Source organism: bacterium (assembly GCA_028821235.1).
GTDB lineage: Bacteria > Actinomycetota > Acidimicrobiia > Spongiisociales > Spongiisociaceae > Spongiisocius.
In genome coordinates, this window is sequence record JAPPGV010000136.1 from 17,125 (window position 1) to 42,236 (window position 25,112).

23 protein-coding genes are annotated in these 25,112 nt (G+C 63.8%); 6 read left to right on the forward strand and 17 right to left on the reverse strand.

Features of this window, described 5'->3' with window-relative positions:
- Window positions 1-298 precede the first annotated feature (298 nt).
- The 6 genes from OXK16_13995 to OXK16_14020 form a co-directional block, all read right to left on the reverse strand.
- On the reverse strand, window positions 299-976 hold the full coding sequence (locus tag OXK16_13995; GenBank protein ID MDE0377056.1) for an AroM family protein: 678 nt from the start codon (window positions 974-976) through the stop codon (window positions 299-301).
- Window positions 977-1,067: 91 nt separating this feature from the next.
- On the reverse strand, window positions 1,068-2,210 hold the full coding sequence (locus OXK16_14000; GenBank protein ID MDE0377057.1) for an FAD-binding oxidoreductase: 1,143 nt from the start codon (window positions 2,208-2,210) through the stop codon (window positions 1,068-1,070).
- Window positions 2,211-2,291: 81 nt separating this feature from the next.
- The gene (locus OXK16_14005; GenBank protein ID MDE0377058.1) at window positions 2,292-3,017 is read right to left on the reverse strand and encodes a CoA-transferase subunit beta; all 726 of its coding nucleotides are present in this window, start codon (window positions 3,015-3,017) and stop codon (window positions 2,292-2,294) included.
- Between the two features lie 42 nt (window positions 3,018-3,059).
- Window positions 3,060-3,866, reverse strand: a complete 807-nt coding sequence (locus tag OXK16_14010; protein ID MDE0377059.1) for a CoA transferase subunit A — start codon at window positions 3,864-3,866, stop codon at window positions 3,060-3,062.
- Between the two features lie 18 nt (window positions 3,867-3,884).
- Window positions 3,885-4,715: a polyphosphate kinase 2 gene (ppk2, locus tag OXK16_14015; protein MDE0377060.1), complete on the reverse strand. Its 831-nt coding sequence runs from the start codon at window positions 4,713-4,715 to the stop codon at window positions 3,885-3,887.
- Window positions 4,716-4,891: 176 nt separating this feature from the next.
- The gene (locus OXK16_14020; protein ID MDE0377061.1) at window positions 4,892-5,911 is read right to left on the reverse strand and encodes a histone deacetylase family protein; all 1,020 of its coding nucleotides are present in this window, start codon (window positions 5,909-5,911) and stop codon (window positions 4,892-4,894) included.
- 336 nt (window positions 5,912-6,247) lie between these two features.
- On the opposite strand from OXK16_14020, the gene OXK16_14025 reads away from it, so the two are divergent.
- The 5 genes from OXK16_14025 to OXK16_14045 all read left to right on the forward strand — a co-directional run bounded on the left by OXK16_14025 (window position 6,248) and on the right by OXK16_14045 (window position 11,332).
- Window positions 6,248-6,976, forward strand: coding sequence for an ABC transporter ATP-binding protein (locus OXK16_14025; protein MDE0377062.1), 729 nt, complete (start codon window positions 6,248-6,250; stop codon window positions 6,974-6,976).
- The gene (locus OXK16_14030; GenBank protein MDE0377063.1) at window positions 6,973-7,830 is read left to right on the forward strand and encodes an ABC transporter permease; all 858 of its coding nucleotides are present in this window, start codon (window positions 6,973-6,975) and stop codon (window positions 7,828-7,830) included. Before OXK16_14025 ends, OXK16_14030 begins: the two co-directional genes overlap by 4 nt.
- A gap of 79 nt (window positions 7,831-7,909) precedes the next feature.
- Entirely contained in the window at window positions 7,910-9,112 is a 1,203-nt protein-coding gene (locus tag OXK16_14035; GenBank protein ID MDE0377064.1) for a hypothetical protein, read from the forward strand.
- Window positions 9,113-9,116: 4 nt separating this feature from the next.
- Entirely contained in the window at window positions 9,117-9,983 is an 867-nt protein-coding gene (locus OXK16_14040) for a carbon-nitrogen hydrolase family protein (protein MDE0377065.1), read from the forward strand.
- Window positions 9,980-11,332 carry an amidohydrolase gene (locus OXK16_14045; protein MDE0377066.1) on the forward strand — a complete coding sequence of 451 codons (1,353 nt, stop codon included), beginning with the start codon at window positions 9,980-9,982 and terminating at the stop codon, window positions 11,330-11,332. The genes OXK16_14040 and OXK16_14045 overlap by 4 nt, the downstream gene beginning before the upstream one ends.
- A gap of 119 nt (window positions 11,333-11,451) precedes the next feature.
- Here the strand turns inward: OXK16_14045 and OXK16_14050 are convergent, their stop codons facing one another.
- On the reverse strand, window positions 11,452-12,441 hold the full coding sequence (locus tag OXK16_14050) for a mechanosensitive ion channel family protein (GenBank protein ID MDE0377067.1): 990 nt from the start codon (window positions 12,439-12,441) through the stop codon (window positions 11,452-11,454).
- Window positions 12,442-12,920: 479 nt separating this feature from the next.
- Between OXK16_14050 and OXK16_14055 the strand changes: the two genes are divergently transcribed.
- The gene (locus OXK16_14055; GenBank protein ID MDE0377068.1) at window positions 12,921-13,916 is read left to right on the forward strand and encodes an LLM class flavin-dependent oxidoreductase; all 996 of its coding nucleotides are present in this window, start codon (window positions 12,921-12,923) and stop codon (window positions 13,914-13,916) included.
- Here the strand turns inward: OXK16_14055 and OXK16_14060 are convergent.
- The 10 genes from OXK16_14060 to OXK16_14105 all read right to left on the reverse strand — a co-directional run.
- Window positions 13,913-14,716, reverse strand: coding sequence for an ABC transporter permease (locus OXK16_14060; GenBank protein MDE0377069.1), 804 nt, complete (start codon window positions 14,714-14,716; stop codon window positions 13,913-13,915). The two genes, OXK16_14055 and OXK16_14060, sit on opposite strands and share 4 nt — an antisense overlap.
- Window positions 14,713-15,459 (reverse strand): ABC transporter permease, encoded by a 747-nt coding sequence (locus OXK16_14065; GenBank protein ID MDE0377070.1) that lies wholly within the window; start codon window positions 15,457-15,459, stop codon window positions 14,713-14,715. The genes OXK16_14060 and OXK16_14065 overlap by 4 nt, the downstream gene beginning before the upstream one ends.
- Window positions 15,460-15,587: 128 nt before the next feature.
- Window positions 15,588-16,721 (reverse strand): ABC transporter ATP-binding protein, encoded by a 1,134-nt coding sequence (locus tag OXK16_14070; GenBank protein MDE0377071.1) that lies wholly within the window; start codon window positions 16,719-16,721, stop codon window positions 15,588-15,590.
- A complete protein-coding gene (locus OXK16_14075; GenBank protein ID MDE0377072.1) occupies window positions 16,718-18,043 on the reverse strand; it encodes a M20/M25/M40 family metallo-hydrolase in 1,326 nt (441 codons plus the stop codon). Before OXK16_14075 ends, OXK16_14070 begins: the two co-directional genes overlap by 4 nt.
- Window positions 18,044-18,146: 103 nt before the next feature.
- Window positions 18,147-19,199 (reverse strand): alcohol dehydrogenase catalytic domain-containing protein, encoded by a 1,053-nt coding sequence (locus tag OXK16_14080; protein MDE0377073.1) that lies wholly within the window; start codon window positions 19,197-19,199, stop codon window positions 18,147-18,149.
- A gap of 57 nt (window positions 19,200-19,256) precedes the next feature.
- Window positions 19,257-20,606, reverse strand: coding sequence for an extracellular solute-binding protein (locus OXK16_14085; protein MDE0377074.1), 1,350 nt, complete (start codon window positions 20,604-20,606; stop codon window positions 19,257-19,259).
- Window positions 20,607-20,838: 232 nt separating this feature from the next.
- The gene (locus tag OXK16_14090; protein MDE0377075.1) at window positions 20,839-21,810 is read right to left on the reverse strand and encodes a methyltransferase; all 972 of its coding nucleotides are present in this window, start codon (window positions 21,808-21,810) and stop codon (window positions 20,839-20,841) included.
- Window positions 21,807-23,381: an NAD(P)/FAD-dependent oxidoreductase gene (locus OXK16_14095; protein ID MDE0377076.1), complete on the reverse strand. Its 1,575-nt coding sequence runs from the start codon at window positions 23,379-23,381 to the stop codon at window positions 21,807-21,809. Before OXK16_14095 ends, OXK16_14090 begins: the two co-directional genes overlap by 4 nt.
- Window positions 23,378-24,763, reverse strand: a complete 1,386-nt coding sequence (locus OXK16_14100; protein MDE0377077.1) for an amidohydrolase — start codon at window positions 24,761-24,763, stop codon at window positions 23,378-23,380. The genes OXK16_14095 and OXK16_14100 overlap by 4 nt, the downstream gene beginning before the upstream one ends.
- Window positions 24,763-25,112 (reverse strand): aminotransferase class III-fold pyridoxal phosphate-dependent enzyme (locus OXK16_14105; GenBank protein ID MDE0377078.1); only part of this gene is annotated, 350 nt, incomplete at its 5' end. The genes OXK16_14105 and OXK16_14100, both read right to left, overlap by 1 nt.

The window sequence follows — 25,112 nt, forward strand, 5'->3', positions numbered from 1 at the left end:
TACACACCGGTAGCCGCAGGTGCCGGACGTCATCCCATCCTCGTGATCCGTTGACGGCAATCCATGCGGCCTGGCGACCGGGTGGATGTTGCCGACTCGCCTTATTGTCACCCTCTTCGAGTTAGTTTGTCAAGTTACTTTACTAATTATTTCGCCGGAGAAGGGCACACCGGTTAGGGCTGGAGGACCCCCGAAGCCGGTCGAGCGGTGCGGAGACGCGGCGAGGGGTGCCGAATGTTCGGTCAGAGGTGCGCTGGAGCCGCCGGGGTGTTGGAAACGCGGGCTGCCGGCCTTGCTTCTACCGGAGAGGCGAATCCGTTCCGGTTTCCGGAGATGCATCCCGGAGAGCTGAGGCGGCGAGGGTGAGCGCCGCCAGGCATGGCTCGATGACCGGCATCCCGAGGTCGCTCTGGAGCCGGGTGCGGAGGTGGGTCATACCGGTGCATCCCAGCACCACAGCCTCCGCGCCGGCCTCTGCCAGCTTCCGCCCGGTTACGAGCACGTCCTGGTAGGCATCCTCGCTCTCGAGATCCAGCACTCCCCTGCCTGTGGCGATGTCGGCCACGATCCGCGCCGACACGCCGATGCGGTCCCAGTAGCGGTAGTGGCGCGGTATGGCGATGTCGAGGGCGGAGATGATTCCGACCCTACGTCCTCGAGACATGGCGGCGAGTACAGCCGACTCGGCGATTCCGAACACCGGCGCCTCCAGCGCGTTCCTCAACTCGGCGACCCCCGGATCCGAGAAGCACGCCACTACGTAGGCATCGGCGGGATGGGCCAGGGCGGTCTCAACCATGGGGCCGACCGCGGCGGCCACGTCCTCGTCCGACTCGATGGCCGCGGGACCGCCGCGGCAGGTGACCACCTCCACCTCGACTCCCATGTCGTGAGCAAGGGCACTCACGGCATCCTCGATCTGTAGGGAGATGTTCTCCGAGTTGTTCGGGTTGACCACGCAGACAGTTCCGATCACGGGGACACACTACCGCTCCACACCATCATGACTCCTAGGACCCGCATCGGGCCCCGACGGAGTCCGCACCGGGAACCCCGGGCGATCGATGTCAGAAGCGGTCGGGGGCGAAGGGGGTCAGGTCGACCTCGGGGGTGCGGTCCAGCGCCAACTGGGCCAGCACGCGGCCCATGAGCGGGCCCGCCGTCAGGCCCATGTGGGGATAGACGCCGACCACGAGGCCGGGCGGGCCGACCTTGCCGATGATCGGGGACAGGTCCGGGGTGGCCAGGCCGCGTCCGGGCCAGGTGCGTATCAGGCGGACTCCGGCCAGCGACGGCACGACCCGCAGCGCCACCTTCATGTTGGCGACCAGGTTGCGGGGATTGACCCTGTTGTGGCCGGTCACGGGGTCGAGGTCCGATGACCAGCCGCCGCCGATCAGCAAAGTCCCGGCTTTGGCCTGCTTGAAGGTCAACTGGCCGCCTGCGAAGTAGACCAGGTGGTGGACCATCGGAGCCAGGGGTTCGGTCGCGCCGACCTGGGCCGGATCGTCGGAGATGGCCAGGTCACCACCCCACATCGAGGCGAACCGGTTGAGGTCGTTGCCCGTAACCAGCACCACCCGGCCGGCACTCACCTGACCGACGGGCGTGGAGGCGGTGAAGGTGCCGTCATGCCACTCCAGCCCGATCACCTCGGCGCCGGTCCGGATGACCGCTCCCCTGGACACGGCGGCGCGGGCGAATGCGGGCGCCGCCAGCATCGAGTTGACCTTCCCCTCCACCCGGGTGAGCTGGGCGCCCACCATCGACTCGGACACGTAGGGAGCGATCCGCTGGAGGTCTGCAGGCCCGAGGAGGTCGGATTCCACGCCGGCGGACCGCTCGATGGCGACCTTCCGCTCTATGTCCCCCATCTGCTCGGAGGTCTCGGCGATGAGGAGGCCCCCGTTGAGCGAGACCTCCAGGTCGGTGTCCAGCACATCGCTCAGATCCCTCCACATCTCCAGGGAGTCGGCCAGGAATCGAAGGGCCGGCAGGAAGCCGCGGGCCCATTCCTCACCGAACTCCAGGAACGAGGAGTGCTGGATCTGGCCGTGGAGGCTGCCTGCGTTCCTCCCCGACGCCTGGGTGTTGAGGTCGAACTGCTCCAGCAGCAGCACCTCGGCGCCGAGCCCGGCCAGATTCCAGGCCGTCGCGCAACCCGTCACTCCCCCGCCGATCACGAGGACATCACAGGTGCGGCCGGCCATGCCTTCTCTCAGTGGTCCGTCTGCGAAACAACCAGGCGTGCTCTGGCGTTCATCCCACGCCGCCATTCCACGGACCTACCACTAGGTACGGCTCTTGAGGTCCCGGAGCGCCGCCAACTCCTCGCTGGTCGGGGCATCCGTCACGTCGAGGGGTGATGCCACCCTGAGCGGCCACTGGGTCTGATCCTGGACTTCTTGCATGTCGACACCCGGATGCACCGCCACCAGGGTCAGCTCGTTGTCGTGCGGATCCGGCCTCAGTATCCCCAGGTCGGTGATGACGTTGACAGGCCCAGCCCCCCGGAAGCCGAGCCGGGACCTGGCGTCGGGCGCCGGACCCAGGCCGACCGAGGTCACGAAGTCGACCCGGGGCACGAAGGCCCGCCTGGTGTGGCGCATGATCACCGTCACCTCATGGCAGTGGGCGGCGATCTCGGGAGCGCCTCCCGCTCCGGGTAGGCGAACCTTCGGATCGTGATAGTCCGGGCCTATGACGGTGGTGTTCAGGTTGCCGAACCGATCGATCTGGGCGGCGGACAGGTAGCCGACATCGATGTGTCCGCCTTGTAGCCAGTAGTTGAAGACCTCGGGCACCGAAACAACCGCGTCGGCGGTCTCCGCCAACTCGCCGTCGCCAATCGACAGCGGCAAGCGGTAGGGCTTGGCGCCGAGAGGCCCTGCTTCATAGATGAGGAACAGGTTCGGCGCGTGGGTGTTGCGGGCCAGATTGGCGACCGTGCTGGGGATGCCGATGCCCACGAAGCATGACATGCCGTCCCTTAGGAGGCGGGATGCCACCACGGACATGATCTCATCAGCGGCCCACGCCGGCGTGCGGTCGGCCACGGCTCAAGCTCCCATGACGTACTCGTCCAGCCAGGCCAGGAAGGCATCACGATCCCTGCTGAGCGCGGGCCACTTGCGATACCAGTCGTTGTCGCGGTCGTAGTAGTCCTGCACGTAGGATGGCCAGGCGCCCCCGGTCACCTCGCACACCGCGGTGATAGCCATGGAGGGGATGACGAAGTCGCCGGGGCGCCGCTCCAGGACGTCGACGATCTCCTCCACCGTCACCACGACCCGTCGGGACGCCATGACCACCTCCCGGAAGCACCCGGATATCCCCCAGACCTGGACGTTGCCAGTCCGGTCCGCCCGCTGGGCGTGGAGTATCCCCGTGTCGGGGTTCAGGGCGCGCACCGCCGCCACCGGCTCGCCGGTGAAGGGGCAGTCCAGAAACCGGACATGAGGGGCTATCTCGCCGAGCGAAGTGCCGAGATATCCCTTCATGACAGTGAACGGCATCCCGGAAGCTCCGGCCACGTACCGGTTGGTCAGACCGGCGTGGCTGTGCTCCTCCAACTCGAGGGGTGTCGGCCAGCCGTTCTCCACCGCATCCCTGAAGCGGTACAGCGAACCGACTCCTGGGTTCCCGCCCCACGAGAAAAGAAGCTTGCGAACACATCCGGCCCCTATCAACTGGTCGTAGATCAGGTCCGGGGTCATCCTCGACACGGTCAGGTTGCGCTTCTCCTGGCGGATGATCTCGTGGCCGGCCGCGAACGGGATCAGATGTGTGAAGCCCTCCAGCGCCACCGTGTCGCCGTCCCGGACGTGGCGGGAGATAGCGGTCGTCAGGTCGAGGTGCTCTGCCATCTTGCCGAGAAAAGGCCCTCAGTACCTCTCGGAGACGAAGGTCTGATCCGTGATAGGCGGACGGACGTAGCCGACCCCCGACTGACGTTCGGGTAGCTCTATGTCGTCCCAAGGAACATCCTCGTAGGGAATCTGGTCCAGCAGGTGGGCGATGCAGTTCAGGCGAGCACGCTTCTTGTTGTCGGCGTTGACCACGTACCAGGGGGCCTGCTTGATGTCCGTGTGGGCGAACAGGATGTCTTTCGCCTTGGAGAACTCCACCCATCGGGACCTCCCCTCCACGTCGACGGGGGACAGTTTCCAACGCTTTCTCGGGTCGTGGATCCGGGACTGGAAACGTCTCTCCTGTTCAGCGTCGCTCACGGAGAACCAGTACTTGATCAGGATGATGCCGGAGCGGATGAGCATGCGCTCGAACTCGGGACACGAGCGGAGAAACTCACGGTATTCCTCCTCGGTGCAGAAACCCATGACCGGCTCCACGACCCCGCGGTTGTACCAACTGCGATCGAAGAGGGCCATCTCGCCGGCGGCGGGCAACTCGGCCACATACCGCTGGAACCACCATTGCGTCTTCTCCCGGTCGCTGGGGGTGCCGAGCGCCACCACCCGCACGACGCGGGGATTCAGCCGTTCCGTGATCCGCTTGATCACACCACCCTTGCCGGCCGCATCACGGCCCTCGAAGATGACCACCACCTTGAGACCCTGGTGCTTGATCCAGCGCTGCAGGCGGACCAGCTCCTCCTGCAGCCGGCCCAACTCCGCCTCGTAGACCTTCCGCTTGAGCTTGGGTCGGTCCTGGTCGGGCGCTTGCGAGTCGAGCGCTTCCAGGAAATCAACACTCATGCCGCCCAAGACTAAACGAAGCCCCGAGCGGCCAGTCGTCAGTGGTCAGTGGTCAGTGGTCAGTGGTCAGTGGTCAGTGGTCAGTGAATGGTCTAACGGAATTGTTGGGGAGGGAACACAGGCCGGGGGGCCAGGGGAACTTGATCACCCATAGGCCGCTGACTGGCCACTGGCTACTACACAAAGGCGGCCAGCACCGCAGGCACTGCCGCCTCGAGTACGCCGGGACCGTAGCCACCCTCCTGGATGATCACCGTGGGCAGGCCGGTGCGCAGAGCCTCCCCCAGCAGCGGATAGTCCTGGTCGGTCAGGGCCAACACGCCGTCGGTGACATGGGTGTCCACCCCCAGAGCCACCACCAGGAATTCTGCTCCGAAGGAACCGACTGCCTCGACGGCCTCCTGCAAGGCGGGGCGGTATGCCGGCCAACCGGACCCGCTCGGGAGGGGAAGGTTGAGGTTGGCGCCCGACCCGGCCCCGTCCCCCCGCTCCTCGGGAAATCCGGAGAAGAATGGGAAATGTACCTCGGGATCACCATGGATCGAGATGGTCAGCACGTCCCCACGGCTCCAGAACACCGCCTGGGTGCCGTTGCCGTGGTGGGTGTCGACATCCACGATCGCCACTCTGGCCCCCCGTGACGCCAGCCACGCCGCCGAGAGCGCGGTGTTGTTCAGGTAGCAGTAGCCGCCGAAGGTCGCAGGAGCGGCATGGTGGCCGGGAGGGCGGCAGATGGCATAGGCAACCCGCCCTCCGTCATGGACGGCACCGGCCGCGGCGACAGCGGATGCCGCCGCCGAGAGCGCCGCCGGCCAGGTGCCTTCCAGGATCGGATCGACATCGTTGGAGTAGATGCCGAGTTGAGCGTCGACGTGGGTAGGGGGACGGCCCGGCAATCCGGGGATGGGACGGATGTAGGCCACCGCTTCGCCGTCGGCCGGGGCGCCGGTGGCGGCCCGCCAGCGGTCGTGCGCCATGCGCAGGAACTCCAGGTACTCGGGCTCGTGTACGAGGAGCAAGTCCTGCTCGTCCACAGGAGGGGGGCAGACCACGTCGACTGCTTCGAGCTGTGCCAGGGCGGAGAGAATGCGGTCGGCTCGCGCCGCGGTCTCCGCCGGAGGCAAGAGGACTCCCCCGAATCGGTGGGGCTCCGAGGGATTATGGAGACGGTGGTCGGGATGGACATAGACCTGCACGGGGCTCCTCCGAGGTCATCGGGCTGCCAGGGAGGATGCTAGGGCCGGTTGCTAGCCCTGATTATTCCTGTTCCCCGCACACCGACGCGGATCAGGCCACTTCAACCACACCATTTGCAACGCGGCCGCCCTTCACGCAGCGGTTTGATTTGACACCCGGTCGGAAGATCGGGGGTCAAACGGCTATAACCCCAGGTCAGGAGCACGAAGCACCCATCTCCGTCACCCGGACAAACCCCGACCATGAATAATTGGGGCTAGGCTTGGTCAACTGTTCATCACTACGTGCTACTCGGTATCACGGTGGTGTGTGTCGCAGGAAGGACCCGTTCGGCCTTGGATCCGGTAATCGCCTTCACCGAAGTGACCAAGTCCTTCGGGTCAATCGATGCCCTGGATCCCATCGGCCTCACCATCCGCAAGGGCGAGTTCGTATCCCTAGTGGGACCGTCCGGGTGCGGGAAGTCAACCGTTCTGAGGCTCGGATCGGGACTAATCGAGCCCACGAAAGGCACAGTGAGCCGGTCTTCGGACAACGTCGGCTACATCTTCCAGGAGCCCACGCTGATGCCGTGGCGTACGGTGGAACAGAACGTGACCTTCCTCGGCGAACTGGACGGGTTGGGCCGCCAGGAGGCCAGGCGGCGCGCCGACGAGGTGCTCTCGCTAGTCGGGCTCGAGGAGTTCCGCGACCACTATCCCCTGGCCCTGTCGGGCGGGATGAAGATGCGCACCAGTATCGCCAGGTCGTTGCTGCTCGATCCCGACCTGTTCCTGTTCGACGAGCCGCTCGGTGCGCTGGACCAGATCAGCCGGGCGCGGCTCAACGCAGAGCTGTGTGCCCTGTTCTCCGAGCGACGCTTCGCGGCCCTGTTCGTCACGCATTCGGTTGACGAGGCCGTATTCCTGGCATCTCGCCTGCTCGTGATGAGCAAGCGGCCGGGAAGGCTCGTGGCCGAGTTCGCAATCCCTTACGAGTTCCCTCGCCAGCCCGAAATCCGCTACGAGCCGGAGTTCGCGGTGCTGGCCGGCCAGGTCGCCGCCGCACTGGCAGAGGCATCATGAGCAACCGGACCGGCGAGACCACCAACGCCTCCCGCGCCGGCCCCGCCCGCATCCGGGAGCTGCTCGGCGTTGCCATTCCACCCGCTCTGGTCGCCCTGGCCATAATCCTCCTCTGGTACGGAATCACCTTCTTCGTGCTCGAGCCCGACCGGCGCTTTCTCCTCCCGCCGCCCCACGGCGTGATCGAGGAGGGGATTCTCGACGGAGAGGTGTTAGCGGAGATCATGGGCGGCCTGTACCGGACCGCCATGGTCGCCGGCCTCGGGCTGTTAATCGGCTTCGCGTTGGGGTTCTCGATGGCCTTGGTGATGAGCCAGGCCAAATGGATCGAGCGCTCACTGTACCCCTGGGCCGTCGTATGCCAGACGGTGCCGATCCTGGCCTTGGTCCCGCTCCTCGGCTTCTGGTTCGGCTTCGGGTTGATGTCTCGGGTAACGGTTTGCGTGATCATCGCTCTCTTCCCGATCGTCATCAACTCCCTGACCGGCTTGCAGGGTGCCGACCCCAGACTGCACGACCTGCTCACGCTCCACAACGCCGGCCGGTGGACCCGGGCTCTGAAGCTCCAGGTCCCCGCCGCCCGCCCGCTCATCTTCACCGGCCTCCGCACCTCGGCCGGCCTGTCGGTGATCGGAGCGATCGTGGGCGACTTCTTCTTCGGTCGGGGCCAGCCCGGCCTGGGCATCCTGCTCGACCGATACAGCCGCCGTCTCAGAAGCGAGGAACTGCTGGCCGCGGTCATCGCCGCCTGCCTGCTCGGCGTGGTGGCTTTCTGGATATTCGGCGTGATCGGCCGCCGGGCCGTCGGCCATTGGGATCCGTCGTGGGCTGACGAGCGGAACAAGGACACTTAGACGTGCGAATCCGACCGGAGTCGGGCGCGGTCAGGAGCCATGGAACAGGTAGCAACGGAAGATCGGAAAGGAGGCCGACATGAGAAGACATCGGATAGGAGGAAGGGCAGCTACCACGCTGGCCCTGATCGCCGCTCTGTCGCTGGTGGCAGCGGCGTGCGGCGGCGAAGAGGAAGCCCCCGCCACCACGGCGGCGCCGGCTACCACCGCAGCGCCGGCCACCACCGCAGCGCCTGCTACGACAGAGGCTGCGGCGATGACGCTGGCGGATGTCTGCCCCGACCCGCTCGTGATCCAGCTCGACTGGGAACCCGAGTCGGAGCACGGCGGCATCTACCAGTTGGTCGGTCCCGGTTACGAGATCAACAACGACGCCAAGAGCGTCCGTGGTCCGCTGGTCGCGGGCGGCGAGGACACCGGCATCGACATCGAGGTGCGTATCGGTGGCTTCGCGGTCGGCTTCCAGCCGGTGCAGTCGCTGCTGTACCAGGACCAGGACATCTTCATGGGCTTCGTCCGGGCTACCGAAGCCATGTCGACCTATGCGGATGTTCCGGTCGTGAGCGTGATGGCAACGTTCGAGAAGAGCGCCTTCGCGATCTACTGGGACCCGGAGACCTACCCGAACGTCAACGAGATCGCCGACCTCAAGGACGAGGGAGCGATCATCCTGCTCGGACGCCCGGATGTGTTCCAGGACTGGTGGGTCGCCGAGGGCATCATGGACGAGTCCCAGATGGACCTGACCGACGCGCCCAAGCCGGCTGCGTTCATCGGCGCCGGCGGCGAGGTCGCCGAGGCCGGGTTCGCCACCGCCGAGCCCTACATCTACGAGGTGGAGGTGCCCGAGTGGGGCAAGCCGGTAAGGACCCAGTTGATCCATGACACCGGCTTCGAGGAGTACTTCCAGGCGCTCGGAGTGCGGGCCGCAGATGCCACCGACCGGGCCGATTGCCTCCGGGAAGTGGTGCCCATCATCCAGCAGGCCCACGTGGACTTCCTGAACAACCCGGATCCGACCAACCAGTTGATCCTGGAATTGGTGGACGTCTACGACACCGGATGGATCTACACCGAGGGCGTGGCCGACTTCGCGGTGTCCACGATGCTGGAACTCGGCATCATGGGCAATGGTGACAACGACACCCTCGGCGACTTCGACATGGACCGGGTCGTCGGGCTCCTGGCGATCATCGACCAGGTCACCGAGGCGGATGTCAGCGGGCTCGCTCCGGAAGACCTCGTCACCAACGAGTTCATCGACTTCTCGATCGGGCTGTAAGGACATGGCGGCGGGATCCCTCCGGCTCGCCGTTGCGCAGCCGCGCACGGTGGTGGATCCCGACGCAGAAGTGAACGTTGCCCGGGCGGTGGAGCTGGCCGCCCGGGCAGCCGATCTGGGGGCCGACCTGATCCTGTTCCCCGAGGGATACCCGGGCCCGGTGCTCGGCAAGCCCCGGGACACTTACGAGGCAACGGAGGCCATGGAGACCGCAGCGGCGGACCACCGCATCTCCGTGTGCTGGAGCCGCATGGAATCATGCGCTGACGGGAAGTACCGCCTCGTGGTCTACGTAGTGGACCGCGGCGGCCGGCAGTTGCTCCGTTACGAACGGGCCCATCCCGCCACCCTCCCGCCCGACGAGACGAGGGTCTGGGTGGCGCCAGGGCCCGATCTGGCCCTTCTCGAGATTGACGGGGTCCGGATGGGGATCGTCGTGTGCTCGGAACTGTGGATACCCGAGCCCACCCGCGTGCTGGCCCTGCGAGGCGCCCAACTGATCCTGTCCCCGGCCGGCGGCGGATTCACCTCTCTCACGGACAACTGGCAGACCATCGTCCGTGCCAGGGCCATGGAGAATCTCTGCTACGTGGCCATGACCAACAACATCTGGCGCGACGAGGTGGGCGCGGCGATGATCGCCGGCCCGGAATACGTGGCGGTGAGCTCGGGAACGGAGGAACTGCTCCTGGCCAACCTCGACCTGGAACGGGTGGAGTGGCTCAGGTCGCACGACGACTCGATGGTGGAGCCCAAGGGCTTCTCATCCATTCCCGGCCTGCTCAGGGCCCGCCGTCCGGAACTCTACGAGGAGTTGGTGAAGCCGGGTCCCGACCTGTACGACTTCCATACCCCTCCCCCGTCGCAGTGACGGACCGAGGAATCCTGGTCAGGGGCGGCTACGTCCTCACCTCTTCGATACCGGAGATGATCGAGGACGGAGCGGTTCGTATCGTCGGCGACCTGATCGACGAGGTCGGGACATGGACCGACCTAAGCGCCCGTCATCCGGACGATGAGGTTCAGGGAGACCGCCACTCCATCATCACACCCGGGTTCGTCAACACCCACGGACACTTCTCGGAAGGCCTCTTCACAGGCATCGCCGAGGACTTCACCCTCTGGGAGTGGATCGAGGCGGTGATCAATCCCACTGCGCCCCATCACGACCACCAGATGGCCTACGTGGGCACGCTCCTGGCCGGCATCCAGATGCTACGGACCGGAATCACCGTGGCGAGTGACATGTACGTCTGCGACCCGGCCGATCAACCTGTCACCCCGGGGATCGTCCGGGCGCTGGACGAGTTGGGGATGCGCGGCGTGGTCACCTTCGGCGCCGCCGACAGGAGGGGCGCTGCCGTGTCGGCGATTCTCGAAGAGCATGCCGCCCTACGGGAGGCATGCGAAGCGAGCCGCCTGTCCCGTTTCCGAGTCGGGATCGCCCTCATGGGCGCGCAATCGGAGGAACTCTTCGAGCATTCTGTGAGGCTCTCCGCAGCCCACGGAAGCCACATACACCTCCACGAGGTCCGCGAGGAGGTGACGGCGGTGAGGGCCGCCACGGGGCGCTCACCCATCGAGCAGTGCGCTCGTCTGGGCCTGTTCGACGGTCCCACCATCGCCGCCCACTGCGTGTGGCTGGACGAGAGCGATCGAGACCTGCTGGCGGAGCACGGGGTGGGGGTGGCTCACAACCCGGTCTCGAACATGATCCTCGCATCCGGTGTGTGCCCGGTTCCCGCCCTACGCCGCCTTGGTGTGGCAGTCGGGATCGGGGTGGACGGGCCCGCCAGCAACGACAGCCAGAACATGCTCGAAGCGATCAAGATGGCAGTGCTCCTCCAGCGGGTCGACCGGCTCCAGGCGACCGCTCTGTCCGCTCGTGATGCGATGGCGATGGCCACGATCGAGGGCGCCCGAGCCCTGCGCCTCGATGGCGAACTCGGTTCCATAGAACCCGGCAAGCAGGCCGACCTGGTGGTATTCGACGGCTCCTCCCCGGCCTTGGCCAATATCCACGACCCGTTCCAGAAGGTCGTCTACTGCGCCGGTCCACGAGAGGTCTCCGACGTGTGGGTGGCAGGATCGAGGTCGATAGCGAACGGGAAGGTCACCAACGTCGATCCTGTGGACGTCGTAAACCGGTCGCGACCCCTGGCTGAGAAGCTGGCCCGCCTCGCGCAGCTCGGACAGCATTCCCTGCTGGCCCCTTCCTGAGATCGAAACACCACCTAGCCCCAAGCATGGGGCGAACTCCATAGGCAAGTGATGGCAGCCCGTCCGTCAACTCCGCCCATCCGGCGGAAGGCTCTCAGCACCCTCAGGAGGGAGGGCGGTCAGGATCCTCCGTGGTGGTCATCACCGCGGATGATCACGGTGCGGTGGGGGAAGGGCATCTCTATGCCTGCGGCATCGAGGGCTTCCTTGATGCGCAGGCGCAGCTCCCGCTCGGTCCTCCACTGCACGGAGGGCCGGGTCTTCGCCCTCACCCGGATGAAGATGCCGGACTCGGCGAGGTTCTGGACGCCCTTGACCTCGGGAGGCTCCGAGAGTTCGTCCTCACCCCATTCCGGGTCTTCCCACATGTCCTGACCCGCTCGGCGGATCACCTCCATGGCCTCGCGGAGGTCGCAGTCGTACGGGACCTCCACATCGATCTGCGCCCGGGCCCACAGCTGCGAGTAGTTGGCCACGAAGTCGAGCTTGCCGTTGGGAACATTCCAGACGGTGCCCTGACGGGTACGGATCGAGGTGGACCGCAAACTTATCTTCTCCACGGTTCCCCGGCCCCGCCCGAAATCTATGTCATCTCCCACGCTATAGATGTCCTCGACCATCAGGAAGATCCCAGCCAAGAAGTCTCTGACCACCGACTGAGCACCGAAACCTATCGCTATACCGACCACGCCGGCGCCGGCGAGCAGGGGCCCGAGGTTGATATTGAGTTGGCCGAGAGCCAGCAGCGCCGTCAGCGCCCATATGGTGGTCTGGGCCACGCTGCGAAGAACCACCGCCAGCGTCTCGGCCCGGGCCTTTGCCCGGACCGTCTCCGCTTCCTCGTTGGCAGCCGGGTCCCGACCCACATCCCGCAGATCCGGCCTTCCTATCCGTTCGGTGAAGTGCTCGATCGCCCTCTTGACGGCCCTGGAGACCAACCACCCACCCACCAGGATCAGGGCCAGGACCAACCCGCGTCCAAAGAGCCAAGCCGCTATCCCGGCCACGGCCTCGTTGCCGGTCCACTCGTAAACAGTGTCGCAAACGAAGCTCGTACTGTCGGCGCACGCGGCCGATGAACTACCGGCTTGCTGGGCTATGGGAATCATGCGGCACCGCCACCTTGATCCAGGGATGTAACAGCCGACATCGCTACTCGGGCAGGCATCCTAGTGGTTTACGGTGCCACGGGGCGGACATGGCGCCGAGGATCCTCTTCAGGCTCTTGTTCCGTGACCTGCGGATCAGGTCCTCGGGCGAACCCTGCTCCACCAACTCCCGCGTCCATGTAGATCATCCGGTCGGCAACGTCCAGGTCGGTGGTAGACGAGTCGTTGATGGTTGTGCCGTCGATCCCCAACAGCTCCACCTCGCCTAGGCCTACCAACAACTCGCTCACGCGCGTAGGACCAGATTCCCCAGGGGTCCTCTTGTCTCGGATGTGGTTCTCAACACCCGATCATGGAGGGTCCGCCTCACTTCTGGTGGACTCCGACTTCCCCCCCCCCCCCTTCATAGGTAGAGTCTCAACAGGAGGCGAAATCTGAACATGTTGTCGGCACCCGAGACTGCCTTCACACTCAGCATCATGACGGACCTGCGTCCGGGTCCTGGATGTGAAGACTGGGTGACGCACTATGACCAGTGTCTGGAGGAGATCAGGTTCGCGGACTCACTTGGGTTTCGAACGGTTCGCATACCCGAGTCTCACGGGCACGACGATGGGATGGCAGCCGCTCCTCTGACCGTCCTGGCAGCAGTCGCTGCGGTGACCAACACCATAAGGCTGATGACGTATGCCATCCCATTGGCTCTACACAATCCGCGGATGATTGCCGAACAGGCTGCTGTCGTTGATCTCTTGTCTTCAGGTCGGCTGGAACTCGGTGTTGGAGCAGGCGGTCGGACTGCCCAGTTCGACGTCTTCGGTGTTTCTCCATCTACGAGAGGCCGAAGGGCGGAGAGTGCCCTTCGGGCCCTCCGGACAGCACTCACTACCGGAGTACTGTATGACGGTAAGGATGGACAGCCGGTCCCGATTAGTCCTCGCCCCGCTCAGGACAACCTGCCCATCTACTACGGAGGCCTCTCCTCGCCTGCTGTGCACCGGGCCGTGCGGATGGCGGACGGCTGCCTTCCATACGACTACATAGCTCCAGAGCGGAACCTCCCAGCATTCTACGCCGAGAAGTTGATCCCCGCCCTACAACACTCCGGAAGGGACCTCAGTAGTTTCTTTTTCGGAGTAGGCGTCGTCCTTTGGGCGAGCGACGACCCTGAGCGCGCGTGGGACACAACGATTCAGCCGGCCCTGGCCTACCGGCAGCAGAAGTATCTTGAGTGGTCAGGACATGAAGATGCCCTTGAGGGCATGACTTCAAAGGCGCTCAGGCAGGGCGTACTGGTGGGTACACCGGAGGATCTTGCCCTGAGACTACGTGCGACCCACGAGAAGGCTCCCTGGCATGATTTGGCCTTCTGGCATCGTCTTCCTGGTGTGCCCCACGAAGACGCCATGGAACATCTCGAGTTGACCTCACGCCGACTGATACCGCTGCTTGATGATAACGGATCCGGCGGTTAGGTGCGGTCAGGGGATGATATCGATCGCCGGTACCGAAGATAGGCGATAGTCAACACCGCCGCGATCACATAGACGATGAGGCTTGACACGGCTGCCAATGTGGGTCGGATTTGTGTCTCAATGAACTCGAACATGCGCAGAGGCAGTGTCTGTGATCTCGCTCCGCCGATGAAGACCACGAGCACCACTTCATCCCACGAAATGAGGAATGAGAAGACGGCAGAAGCCACGAGAGCGGGAGTGATCCCTGGAAGTACGACCATCCGCCAGGCCCGCCGGTTCGTCGCGCCGAGGCTGAGTGCTGCCTCGAACGGACCGAAGTCGACGGCTCTGAGCGCACTCTCGATGAGAAGCACGGCAAACGGTAGGGCCAGGATCGTGTGAGCAACGACCAGCCCTGGGAACGTGCGGAGAAGCCCCACCCTCACGTATATATCGAAGACCGCGACAGCTGTGACTATCGGTGGAACGATGAGCGGCGCGACGAGAAGACCGCGCACCAGGAATGCCCCCTTCTTGATATATCGGGTGAGGGCAATGGCTGCGAGCAAGCCAAGCGCCGTCGAGGTAATGGCGACTGCCACACCAAGTCTGATACTCAACCAAGCAGCACTAGTCCAGCGCACGTCGCCGAAGAAGTCTTGGTACCACCTAAGGGAAAGCCCGTCCGGCGGAAAGTCGAAGACTGTCCCCGGTGTGAAGGACAACGGAATCACAACCAGAATCGGCAGGATCAGGAAGGCGACCACAGTGTTGCCCACAACGGCCAATACGCGTTGCCCTATCTTGCCCAGCCTCAACGCCTGCTACCTCCAACTACCACACTCTTGGGATCGAACACCTTGGTGAGCAAAGCGAAGAGCGCAAGGGTTACGATCAGGAGGATCATGCTCATTGCGCTGGCGATCCCCCATTTGAAGAGACGTATCTGCGTCTGCACATATATGGGAATGGTGATATCTCCCCCTCCGCCCAAGACAGCTGGAAGAATGAAGAAACCCATAGACATGATCAGGACCAGCAATGACCCGGCAATCAACCCAGGGCTAATGAGGGGTAGGTAGATCCGTACGAATGTCTGCCGAGGACGCGCCCCGAGGCTGTCCGCACTCTCGACAAGCGATTCATCTACTCCGCTCATCGACGAGTAGAGAACAAGGATCATGAATGGCAGCATCACGTGAATCATGCCGATGAGAATAGCCCGCGTGTTGAAAAGGAGTTCGAGTGGTTCCTGAACCAGTCCGATAGCGGCCAACGAGTCGTTTATTAGTCCTCTTCTCCCAAGAATCACTGTCCACGCATAGAGCCGGGCGAGAATCGCCACCCATAGCGGAGCAGTGCTCAGAACCAGGAACAGCTGCGCTCTTCTCTTCTCGAGGGTCGTGATGTACCACGCGACAGGAAATCCGAGTACTAGACAACCCACAGTTGTTAGGAGCGATACCTCAACTGTCAGTCTCAGGATGTTGCGAAAGGCCCGTGACGAAAATATCTCAACGTAGTTGCTTATGCCTGGAGCCGGGTCGGAGACGCTTCTCACGAACACACCTACGAGCGGATAGGCAAAAAAGAGCAGAACGACTACCAGGCACGGCAACAATAGAGCCAGGCCAACAAGGGAATCCCGGTGTGGACGCCGCCGAGTCCGTCTTTGCCACCCGCGTTTCTTCATAGTTGCCCGTCTGGCGGGATGAGGACAATCGTCTGTTCCTCGTCCCAATGGAGCCAGACAGTTGAGCCTTCGGCGGGTGCCGACAGTGATGAACTTGACTCAACGATGAAGCGGCGACCATCTCTGAGACGGGACAGGATTCGATAGGAGTTTCCGTGGAACGACACCAACTCTACGGTCGCCTGCAAGCGCGGGCTATCCATCGGCTCTTCTTGAATCAGTACCATCTCCGGTCGAATGCCACAAAGCACGCGGTCTCCTTCCCCCAGCGACCGGCTCAGATATGGCGGCACCATCAGGGTGTTGCCTTCAGCTATTTCGATGACGAGTCCGTGACCGGACTCACGCAAGACGCCCTCCATCTCGTTGATGTCTCCAACGAAGTCCGCAACGAAATGCTCCGTCGGCGAGCGGTAGACGGTTTCTGGGACTCCCAATTGTCGTACAGTTCCTCCATGCATGACCACAATTCGATCTGACATCGCGAAGGCTTCTTCCTGGTCATGAGTGACGTACACCGCCGTGAAGCCAATCTCCTTCTGAAGGAGTCTGATGGAGTTCTGTAGGTACTGGCGCAATCGCTTATCTAGGGAGCCAAGAGGTTCGTCCATCAAGACAACCGTGGGGTTAAAGACCAGCGCTCTTGCCAGCGACACTCGCTGTTGCTGGCCGCCACTCAGTTCTCTGGGAAGACGGGAACCCAGCCCTTGGAGGTTGACCAGATCTAGGGCTCGCTCGACATCTCGATCGATCTGGTCAGAGGAGATCCCGCGAATCTGAAGGGGAAACGCGACATTGTCCTGGACTGTCATGTGGGGAAACAGGGCGTAGTTCTGGAATACGAATCCCATTCCGCGCTCCCGTGCCGGTAGAAGTGTCATGTCAACACCCCCGACGATCACGCTCCCCTCATCAGGAATCGTTAGTCCACCAACGATCCTGAGGAGAGTCGTCTTGCCCGATCCGCTAGGGCCCAGAAGGGTGAGAAACTCACCCGGTTCGACAGTCAGATCGAACTCATCGAGGACCAGCACATCCCCAAAACTGTGCCGAACACCCCTTATCTCAATCCTGGCTCCCGTCGAAGGCTGAAGGGAGCGCGACTCCGTCGAGGGTATGGACTCGCTCATGCGGCCTTGGCCGCATCGGCGTTGACCTCGCCGAGGAAGTTGAAGATCATTTCGGCGGCGATCCCAAGGCTGCGGATCGGCACCCTTTCATCGTGACCCGCAATAGTGGCCCGATCCTCGAGGGTGATAGGCGCTGTGTGACACCCGTAGGCGGGAATGTCTCGCGCTCGGAAGATCCGCAAGTCGGTATAGCCCGCAGAGACCACCGGAACCATCGCCGCGCCTGGGACAGTCGCCGCAAGGGCTCGTTCCAGCGCTCGGGGTACCAACCCCCTTGGGTCAGAAGCACCGCTGACGGCTCGAAAGGTCTCAGTCACACTGACTCCAAACTCGGCGATCACGGTCTCCAGATCGGCAATGAACTGGCTCGGATCCGTGTCTGGCAATAGTCGACAATCGAGAGTGGCCTTCGCCGACGATGGCACAACACTCGGTTCCATTCCTGCTTCCACAATCGTGATGCTGACTGTGTCTGTGAACATCGCCGAAAACGCAGGAGATTCTGCAATCGCCATCTCGACTCTGCTCCGGTCGGACTCAGACGCACGCATCATGACCTCGATGAACTCCTCCTGTATGTGGCCCGCGTGGCGTGGAGATTGAATAGACCCGATGGCTGCAAGGGCACCTACGAGTCTGGTCACAGCAGTCGACTCACGTGGAACCGAGGAATGCCCACCTGCACCTTGAGCTTCCACAACAAGCCAAAGAGCAGTTTTTTCTTGTGGACAGTACGTGAAAACAGGATCCTTGCTGCCCAGCAGCGTTGGATAGCTGAAACTACCTTCTCCTAAGACCCAGGCACAGTCCAAGATATCGGAGCGATGCTCCTCAATCCAGCGGATGCCCGCCTTGCCGCCACGCGTCTCGTCAGCTGCGGCCAACAGCATGACGTCGACATGAGGAGACGGGTTCTGACGCGCAAACTCTGCCAAACCCACAGCATGTGCTGCTACCAGAGTCTTCAGGTCTATCGCTCCGCGTCCCCACAGATAACCACTCTGAACGGTGGGGGTAAAGGGAGAAGTGGACCAGAACGAACGCTGCACAGGTGACACGTCGAGATGGGACAACAGAAGTCCCGGCGGCCCCGCACTTGCCGAAACGCCCCTCATGCGGGCAACAACGCTGCTGCGGCTGCTGCTGGACTCGATCAACTCGACATCAAGCCCTTCGTTCAACAGAAACCGCATCAGAGGTCGTGCCGCTCGATGCTCGTTGCCAGGAGGGTTCGATGTGTCTTGCCTGATCAACTCTTCGACAAGGCCCAGCGTCCTCTCTTGGAAGCTGCTTGGTCGCGTATTGAGAGGCTCCTCAGCCATCCTCTAGCATCCTGGTCGCTCTTCTCATCGAGACGTCGCTCTTCAGAGGATTGTACTCCGCTCTCAACAGACCGTCAGACGACAAGATTGCTACCAATCCCGTTTACCATGTAGTGATTACTGAGAACCCGACGTTCTCGAAGCTTGACATCCCGTCAAGTACAGAATTCACATTCTCAAGACTTACTTCTTGGCCAATGAGGGACGCCGGTTGGATCAGCCCCTTGTCGACCATCCTCAGTAGATCGGGATAGCGCCGTCGCGGCATGCCATGACAGCCAGCGATCCGGATCTCTTGGGCAACGATGATGTCTACGGGCATCGCGACCAGACCTCGCTCCTTTGCCGTGGTAAGTCCGATCTGAACATGACGCCCACGCACGCGTAGCGTGCCGATTGAGTTCTGGACCGTCTCCTCTATACCGAGAGCGTCGATCGTGACTTCAACACCACCGTTGGTGAACTCCTTGATTGCTGAGACTGGGTCCTCGCTCGAGCTATTGACACTGAAGCTGGCGCCAACCTCATGGGCCTTATCGAGCTTCACATCGTCGATGTCAACAGCAATGACCTCGGCCCCCAAGGCAGAGGCGATCATCACTGCTGACAGACCAACCCCGCCGCATCCATAAACAGCGACCCGCTCTCCTGGCCGTAACTGTGCAATCTCGACCGTTCCATGAAATGCTGTCATGAATCGACAGCCAAGGGTGCTCGCGGCAAGTGAATCGACACTGTCCGGCAACACAAGAAGGTTCACTTCCGCACGTGGGACAGGTACATACTCTGCGAATCCGCCTTGGAGCGAAGATCCAGGAAACTGGGGCCGCTTACAGAGGTTCTGAAAGCCCGCCTGACACCGATTGCAAAGCCCGCATGAGTAGTGGAACGGCGCAACAACTCGATTGCCGACATGAAGATTCCGGACCTCGCCGCCCACCTCCACAACAACCCCAGCCATCTCGTGCCCGAGTATCAAAGGCAACCGTGGGTGCACCCCCAACCAATCCCAGTGTCCTTTCCAGATGTGCCAGTCTGTCCTGCACACGCCGCAAGCATCAAGCTTGACGACCACGCCATCGGGGGGAACTCGTGGAAAATCAACTTCGGATATCGCGAGCGGCTCGTATTGCCCGACCATCAGAGCCGCTCGCATTGCCTTCTTCAACGTGGCACTACGCATTCATAACTGCGTAATGAAACCTCTTTCTTCCTAGTGGCCGCTTTGCCACTCCGCCCAAGCCTCTTCGACCTCGGGTCGGTCGGAGAAGAAGAATGGATCGGCCAGTCCGGCAGCCGCTCCGTATTGCGGTCCCCACTCGGATCCAAAGTCGTCGAGGCAACCCGGGAATGGATCAGCGTTCATGACGACGCCGTAGCCGATTGCGTTCAGTGCCGCACACTGCCGGGAGGGCAGCATGGAGAGCGCATAGACGGACAGGGCGGCATCGTAGTTGGGAGCGCCCTTGGGAATGGCAAACGGTCCACCGTTGACGATGCTTCCACCCCAAGTAATCGTCACCGGCAGTCCGGGTTCCTGCTTGATGCGAAGTGCTGGTCGACCGTTGAACGTGATGCCAAGGTCGCATTGGCCATCCAGCAGGAACTGAATGGAATCAGCGCCGCTGTTTGCCCAGACGATCTCGTCGTAGATGTCATCAAGTCGGTCGAAAGCTGCCTGTAGCCCCTCTTCAGTGGCTAGTACGTCGTAGACCTCGTCCCACGTAGCACCGTTGGCCATAGCGGCGAACTCGAGGTTGCCGCCGAACTGTGCGAAGTTGAACGCGCACCGTTTGCCGGGGAACTGCTCTACGTCGAAGAAGTCAAGTGTCGAGTCGGGTTGGGAGCCTTCCGCAAACACGTCGGTGTTGTATTGCAGGACGATTCCGAAGTCTGAGGCACCCACGTAGTAGCCCTGCGATGGAATAGCTCCTCCTGAGCCACCCCTGACGAGGTTGCCTTCTTCATCCGAGTAGAAGGCGACGTCGGGGAGGGCAGCAACGTCGAAGAGGCTGTAATCAATAGGCTCCCAGTAGCCTTCTAATGCAAGACGCTCAGCCGTTCCGTAGTCCAAGATGGCGAACACGTCCCACTCTGTGGCGCCCGAGTCGACTTGCGCCTGCACCGCTGCAGTAGAGAGGTCCAGCCCTGGGGCCGACTCGATCACACTCCAACCGGTTATTGCCTCCCAATCGTCGAGAAAGGCTTCGCTCCACCCTTCGTGCACTTCACCACCCGCATCGACCCAGACAAGCTCCCCGGGTCCCTGATCCCGCACGTCAACGAGAAGTTGCAACAGATTGTCCGGAATGTCCTCGGTCAGGGGGTGAACCTCCCCCGGAAGCCTCTCCAGAAGAGAATCACGCAATGACATGCTTTCTGTGGTCGCTGGGGACGCCTCTGTCGGCTCCGGTGAATCGACTTGGGTCGTCGTCGGCGACTCGGACACACTCGTGTCGTCGCTGTCATCTGCGCCACAGGCGGATGCCATAAGCGCTATCACTACCCCCAGGGCGAGTACCCGGGCCCTGCTCTTCGCTGGTCGACTCCCCGTTTTCCCCATGAGTACCCTCCCTCAAATCAACGCACGCGCCAACGCGTGCGCCGAATCTCAAAAGGGTACACCATTTTATGAGAAAAGTCAAACGCGACTAGTCGTCAGAATTGGAAACTCATCGGAATTCAGTGGGGAGTGACCGTGCCTAGCGGACCCTTAGCTACTGAGATCCGTGTCCGGTACATATCACTAGTAACCAACAGCTAGGAAAGGAGCGCGGGTCTCAGTGGTGAGGACCTCATGGCCTGACGCCTATGTAGACCGTGAGGGGATCTTCGTACGGCAACCGCCTGATCCTCTCGAACCCCGCCCCGGCCAGCATGGACTCCAGGGCTTTCCTCGAATGGGCCGCTCCACCGGTCTCGACCCTCATCATGACATCGAAGAGGGCGCCGAACGCTCCCGGACCGCTGTCACCGGCGAAGTCGTTGACCACGACGTGGCCGCCCGGTGCGATCGCCGACCGCACCCTGCGCAGCAGTTCCACCGCCTGGTCCTCGGCGAGGTCATGGATCAAATGGGACACCAGGGCCGCGTCCATCGATCCGGGCAGGACCCCGCACGAAGGGTGCTCGAAGAGGTCCACCCCGACCACCTCCACTCCCGTGCCCTCCAGCTCCTCGCTTGCCCAGCCGGCAACGAGGGGGTAGTCGACCAGGGTGACATGACAGCCGGCCTCGGAGAGCGGGCGTGCATAGCTTCCGAGACCGCCGCCCACGTCCAGGACCCGCTTCCCGGGAGCAAGCTCGCCGAGCTCATGGAGCGGCGGTCCGCCGATCCTCGCCAACACATCGAGCGCGTCCAGAAACGCCCGGGCTTGCTCCGGATTCCGGTCGAGATGGGATCGCCAGGGTTCCATGACCGGGCGCCCTGCCGTCACCACCTCATCCAGGCAGGACCAGGCCCCGGCGAACACTGCTTCCTTAGCCACTACGAGGCCCATCTCCCCGCCCGGGCCCAGGCGCTCCGCGGTGTAGGGCGTGGCGGCGAACCGGTCGCCCTCCCTGCGCAGCAGGCCGATCCCGACCAACGCCTCCAGCAAGGCCCCGAGGTTGGAGGCATCCACCGCCAACTCCGCTGCCAGGTCACCGGCCGACCGGGGAACGCGCCCGAGAACCGAGAACACGCCCAGCCGATGGGCGGTCGTGATCGCCGCGGCAGGCTGGTACCCGGTGATCAGGTCGATGAGCTGCCAGTCGTTGTCGATCATCGCTTCCTCAGGGAACGGTACATTCGCCAACCGCGGACCAGCGTCGACATGGTGGACGGCTCAGCCTGCCGGGAACGCTTGCGGCCCAAGTCGTCGAGCACGGTGAGCGCGGCGTTCCTGCCCGGCACACCCGACAAGCCTCCGCCCGGGAAGGTGCCGGCCCCCGTCAGGTAGAGCCAGGGCACGGCAGTCCGGTAGCCCCGGCCGGCGCCGGGCCGGAGCGAGAACATCTGGTCGATGGTCATGTCGATGTGGTTGGGATTGCCGAACCTGGCGCCCGTGCGCCTCTCCCAGTCGACGGGACCGGCCACCCGCTTGTCGACGATCCGTTCCCGTAGCGAGACGCCCGTGATGGCCTGGTAGCCGTCGATCACCCGCTCCGCATGCCTCGACACCTCCGCCCCGGTCCATTCCCCATGCCTGATGCGGGCCGGAACGAAGGTCGACAACCAGGCGACGCCGCCTCCCTCGGGCGCGGCCGACGGGTCCAGAGCCGACGGAGAGGCCCAGAGCATGGCCGGTTCCGACGGGCAGATGCCGGCGGCGATCTCGCCGAACGACCGGGCCATGGAACCGGGGTGTTGCTGCAGCAGCCAGATCGCCTCGGGGTGACCGAACTGACCGGGCTCGGCCTCGGCGGACAGCGCCAGATCCACCTTGAACTCGGCAACGTTGAGGGATCCGCTGGTCACCATCCGGGCCGCCTCGTCGAGTTCGGGCACGGGCTCGGCCATAAGCCGGGCGGTGCGCGCCACGTCGAGCGCCGAGACCACCATGTCGAAGGTGGCCGTATCGCTCGAGGCAGTGGTGACCCTTGACTTGGCGCCCGACCGATGGATCGACGCCACCGCAGCGTCGGTGAGGATCTTCCCGCCGGCCGACTCGATGGCACCGACCAGGGCATTGACCAGCTGGACGGAGCCACCGATGGGGCGCCCGGCCCCGTGGCCGTGCGAACCGGCCAGCAGCAGGCCGAACAGGCCCGTGCCGGGCAGCCACGGGGGAAGCTGGCTGAACGCCCCGTACATGGTGAGGGCAGCGGCCAAGTGCGGATCGGCGATGTGGGCGCCGACCACCTTCTCGGCCGAAGCCAGGACCGTCCGGAGCGGGTCGAACCCGGCTATGGGTCCTAGCTCGGCGATCTGGGCCAGCGAAGGCGGGGTGGCGAAGGCGTCCATCATTCCCATCAGACCGGTTCCCAGCTCCGATAGCCGCCGGTAGCCCTCTACGTCTCGGGAGTCCAGGCCGCCGAAACCCGCCAAGGTGGTTGACAGGTCCCTGTGGAACAGCAACCGCGTACCGTCCCCGAAGCCTGCCCCGACCGACACCTCCCGGAAGGCGTACTCCAGGCCGAACCGGGCCAGACCCAGCTCTTCAGCGATGCCGAGGATCATGCCATGATCGATGGCGCCCCGCTCCAGGCGGTAGCCGGAAGCAAGCTGGTCGGTCCAGATACACCCGCCCGCCGTCGCGTTGGCCTCGAAAACGGTAACGTCGAGGCCGGCTCTGGCAAGGAAGCATGCGCAGACCAGGCCGTTGTGGCCCCCTCCGATGACCGCCACGCGGGTCATAAGAGGGAGTGAACCCCGCTCAGCCCCGCTTCCCGGACCACCGCGCGGGCCAGCGACCGCCCCCGGGCTATCTGGGCGGCCTCGTCGATAGTGGTCAGGGATCGTTCCGCCAGAAGCCGGCGCCCGTCCACCCAGACATCGCTGACCGAGCCCGGACCGGCGCAGTAGACGACCTGCTGGTAGGGGTCGTGGACTGCGGCCAACTCGACCGTTCCACGGAGCAGGACCAGGTCGGCCCGCTTCCCGGCCTCCAGGCTGCCCACCTCGCTATCAACGCCCAGCACCCGGGCGCCGCCGATGGTCGCCATCGCCAGGACCTCATCGGCCGAGATCACTGCCGGATCCAACTCGTGAACCTTCTGGAGGAGCGCGGCCATCTTCACGGCTTCGAGCATGTTCTGGGAGTCGTTGGAAGCCGCCCCGTCGGTTCCGATCCCCACCTCGAGGCCCGCGGCTCGGAGCCGCGCCAGCGGGCACACACCCGAACCCAGGATCATGTTGGCGACCGGGTTGTGGGCTATCCCCGCCTGCGCCCCGGCCAGTATCTCGATGTCCTCCTGGGTGACCCAGATGGCGTGAGCCGCCAGGAGCGGGACATCGAGAAAGCCCAGGTGAGCGGCTTGCGATACCGGGCGCCGCCCCCACCGCAAGGAGGAGTGGACAACCTCCTCCCGTACCTCGGAGAGATGGGTGTGAACCCCCCAGCCGTTCTCGCGGCAGGCTGCCGCTCCGGCTTCGAGCAACTCGTCGGACTGCCCGAGCAGGGTCCCGATCCCGTACCGGAATCCCACCAGGCCGGACTCCCGAGCAGCGGTCGCCAGATCGTGATGCTCCTCAAGGACCTCCTCCACCCCCATCGGGGGGATCGAGGAGGTGTCGCCCAGGGCGTCCTCCGCCCCGAAGCTGACCGCTCCACGAAGGCCGACTTCCACGAGGCCCTCGACCACGCCCAGCGAAGCGCGGGTCCCGGGATTCGAGTGGACGAACATGTCGTTGACGAAGGTGATCCCGGAACGGATCATCTCGGCGGCCTTCAGGATGGTCCCCTCCCGCGCCATCTCCGCGGTGAGGTTCCTCGAAACGGGAGTGACCAGGCGTTCGCCCCATTCGTAGAGGCTCAGCTCCGAGCCCATACCCGGAATGAGCGCCTCGGAGAGGTGGGTGTGAGCGTTGATGAGACCCGGAAGCACGATGCTGTGCTCGTCGCCGACCACGGCTACGTCTGGATGCTGCCTCCTCAACTCCCGGTAGGGACCCACCGAGGTGATCCCGCCACCCTCGATATGGACGGCCCCGTCCTCGATGGCGCCAACGGGTCCCATGGTCAGCACCCAGGCGCCCCGGACGATCACCTGCTCGCCGGGAGGAACGGAAGGCGGCATCAGCCCTCCAGGGCGTTCAGGGAGCTTTCCAGGATCCCGAGGAACCGGTCGATGTGTTCCTGCTCGACCACCAGCGGTGGGGCCACCCGGACCGTTCCCGCCGAGTTGAGCATCGACCCGACCACTACACCGCGGCGGGCCATCTCCTCTACCAGGGGCTGAGCCAGCTCGGCCGGTTGGACGTCGAACGCACACCACAGGCCCATGCCGCGGATGCCTGCCAACGTCCCGGGATGGTTCCGGCGGACGGAACGGAGGCCGCTCCGGAGGTACTCCCCCATATCCGCGGCCCGCTCCACCAGGCCCTCGTTCCGGATCACGTCGAAGGCGGCTATGGCGGCGGCGCAGG

Bases quoted from the DNA above. Each gene is read 5' to 3' on its own strand.
- OXK16_14000 (MDE0377057.1), bottom strand. From the start codon at position 2,210: ATGGCCGGCCGCACCTGTGATGTCCTCGTGATCGGCGGGGGAGTGACG.
- OXK16_14055 (MDE0377068.1), top strand. From the start codon at position 12,921: ATGACGGACCTGCGTCCGGGTCCTGGATGTGAAGACTGGGTGACGCAC.
- OXK16_14090 (MDE0377075.1), bottom strand. From the start codon at position 21,810: ATGATCGACAACGACTGGCAGCTCATCGACCTGATCACCGGGTACCAG.
- ppk2 (MDE0377060.1), bottom strand. From the start codon at position 4,715: ATGAGTGTTGATTTCCTGGAAGCGCTCGACTCGCAAGCGCCCGACCAG.
- OXK16_14100 (MDE0377077.1), bottom strand. From the start codon at position 24,763: ATGCCGCCTTCCGTTCCTCCCGGCGAGCAGGTGATCGTCCGGGGCGCC.
- OXK16_14010 (MDE0377059.1), bottom strand. From the start codon at position 3,866: ATGGCAGAGCACCTCGACCTGACGACCGCTATCTCCCGCCACGTCCGG.
- OXK16_14095 (MDE0377076.1), bottom strand. From the start codon at position 23,381: ATGACCCGCGTGGCGGTCATCGGAGGGGGCCACAACGGCCTGGTCTGC.
- OXK16_14035 (MDE0377064.1), top strand. From the start codon at position 7,910: ATGAGAAGACATCGGATAGGAGGAAGGGCAGCTACCACGCTGGCCCTG.
- OXK16_14040 (MDE0377065.1), top strand. From the start codon at position 9,117: ATGGCGGCGGGATCCCTCCGGCTCGCCGTTGCGCAGCCGCGCACGGTG.
- OXK16_14080 (MDE0377073.1), bottom strand. From the start codon at position 19,199: ATGCGAGCGGCTCTGATGGTCGGGCAATACGAGCCGCTCGCGATATCC.
- OXK16_14075 (MDE0377072.1), bottom strand. From the start codon at position 18,043: ATGGCTGAGGAGCCTCTCAATACGCGACCAAGCAGCTTCCAAGAGAGG.
- OXK16_14085 (MDE0377074.1), bottom strand. From the start codon at position 20,606: ATGGGGAAAACGGGGAGTCGACCAGCGAAGAGCAGGGCCCGGGTACTC.
- OXK16_14050 (MDE0377067.1), bottom strand. From the start codon at position 12,441: ATGATTCCCATAGCCCAGCAAGCCGGTAGTTCATCGGCCGCGTGCGCC.
- OXK16_14070 (MDE0377071.1), bottom strand. From the start codon at position 16,721: ATGAGCGAGTCCATACCCTCGACGGAGTCGCGCTCCCTTCAGCCTTCG.
- OXK16_14005 (MDE0377058.1), bottom strand. From the start codon at position 3,017: ATGTCCGTGGTGGCATCCCGCCTCCTAAGGGACGGCATGTCATGCTTC.
- OXK16_14030 (MDE0377063.1), top strand. From the start codon at position 6,973: ATGAGCAACCGGACCGGCGAGACCACCAACGCCTCCCGCGCCGGCCCC.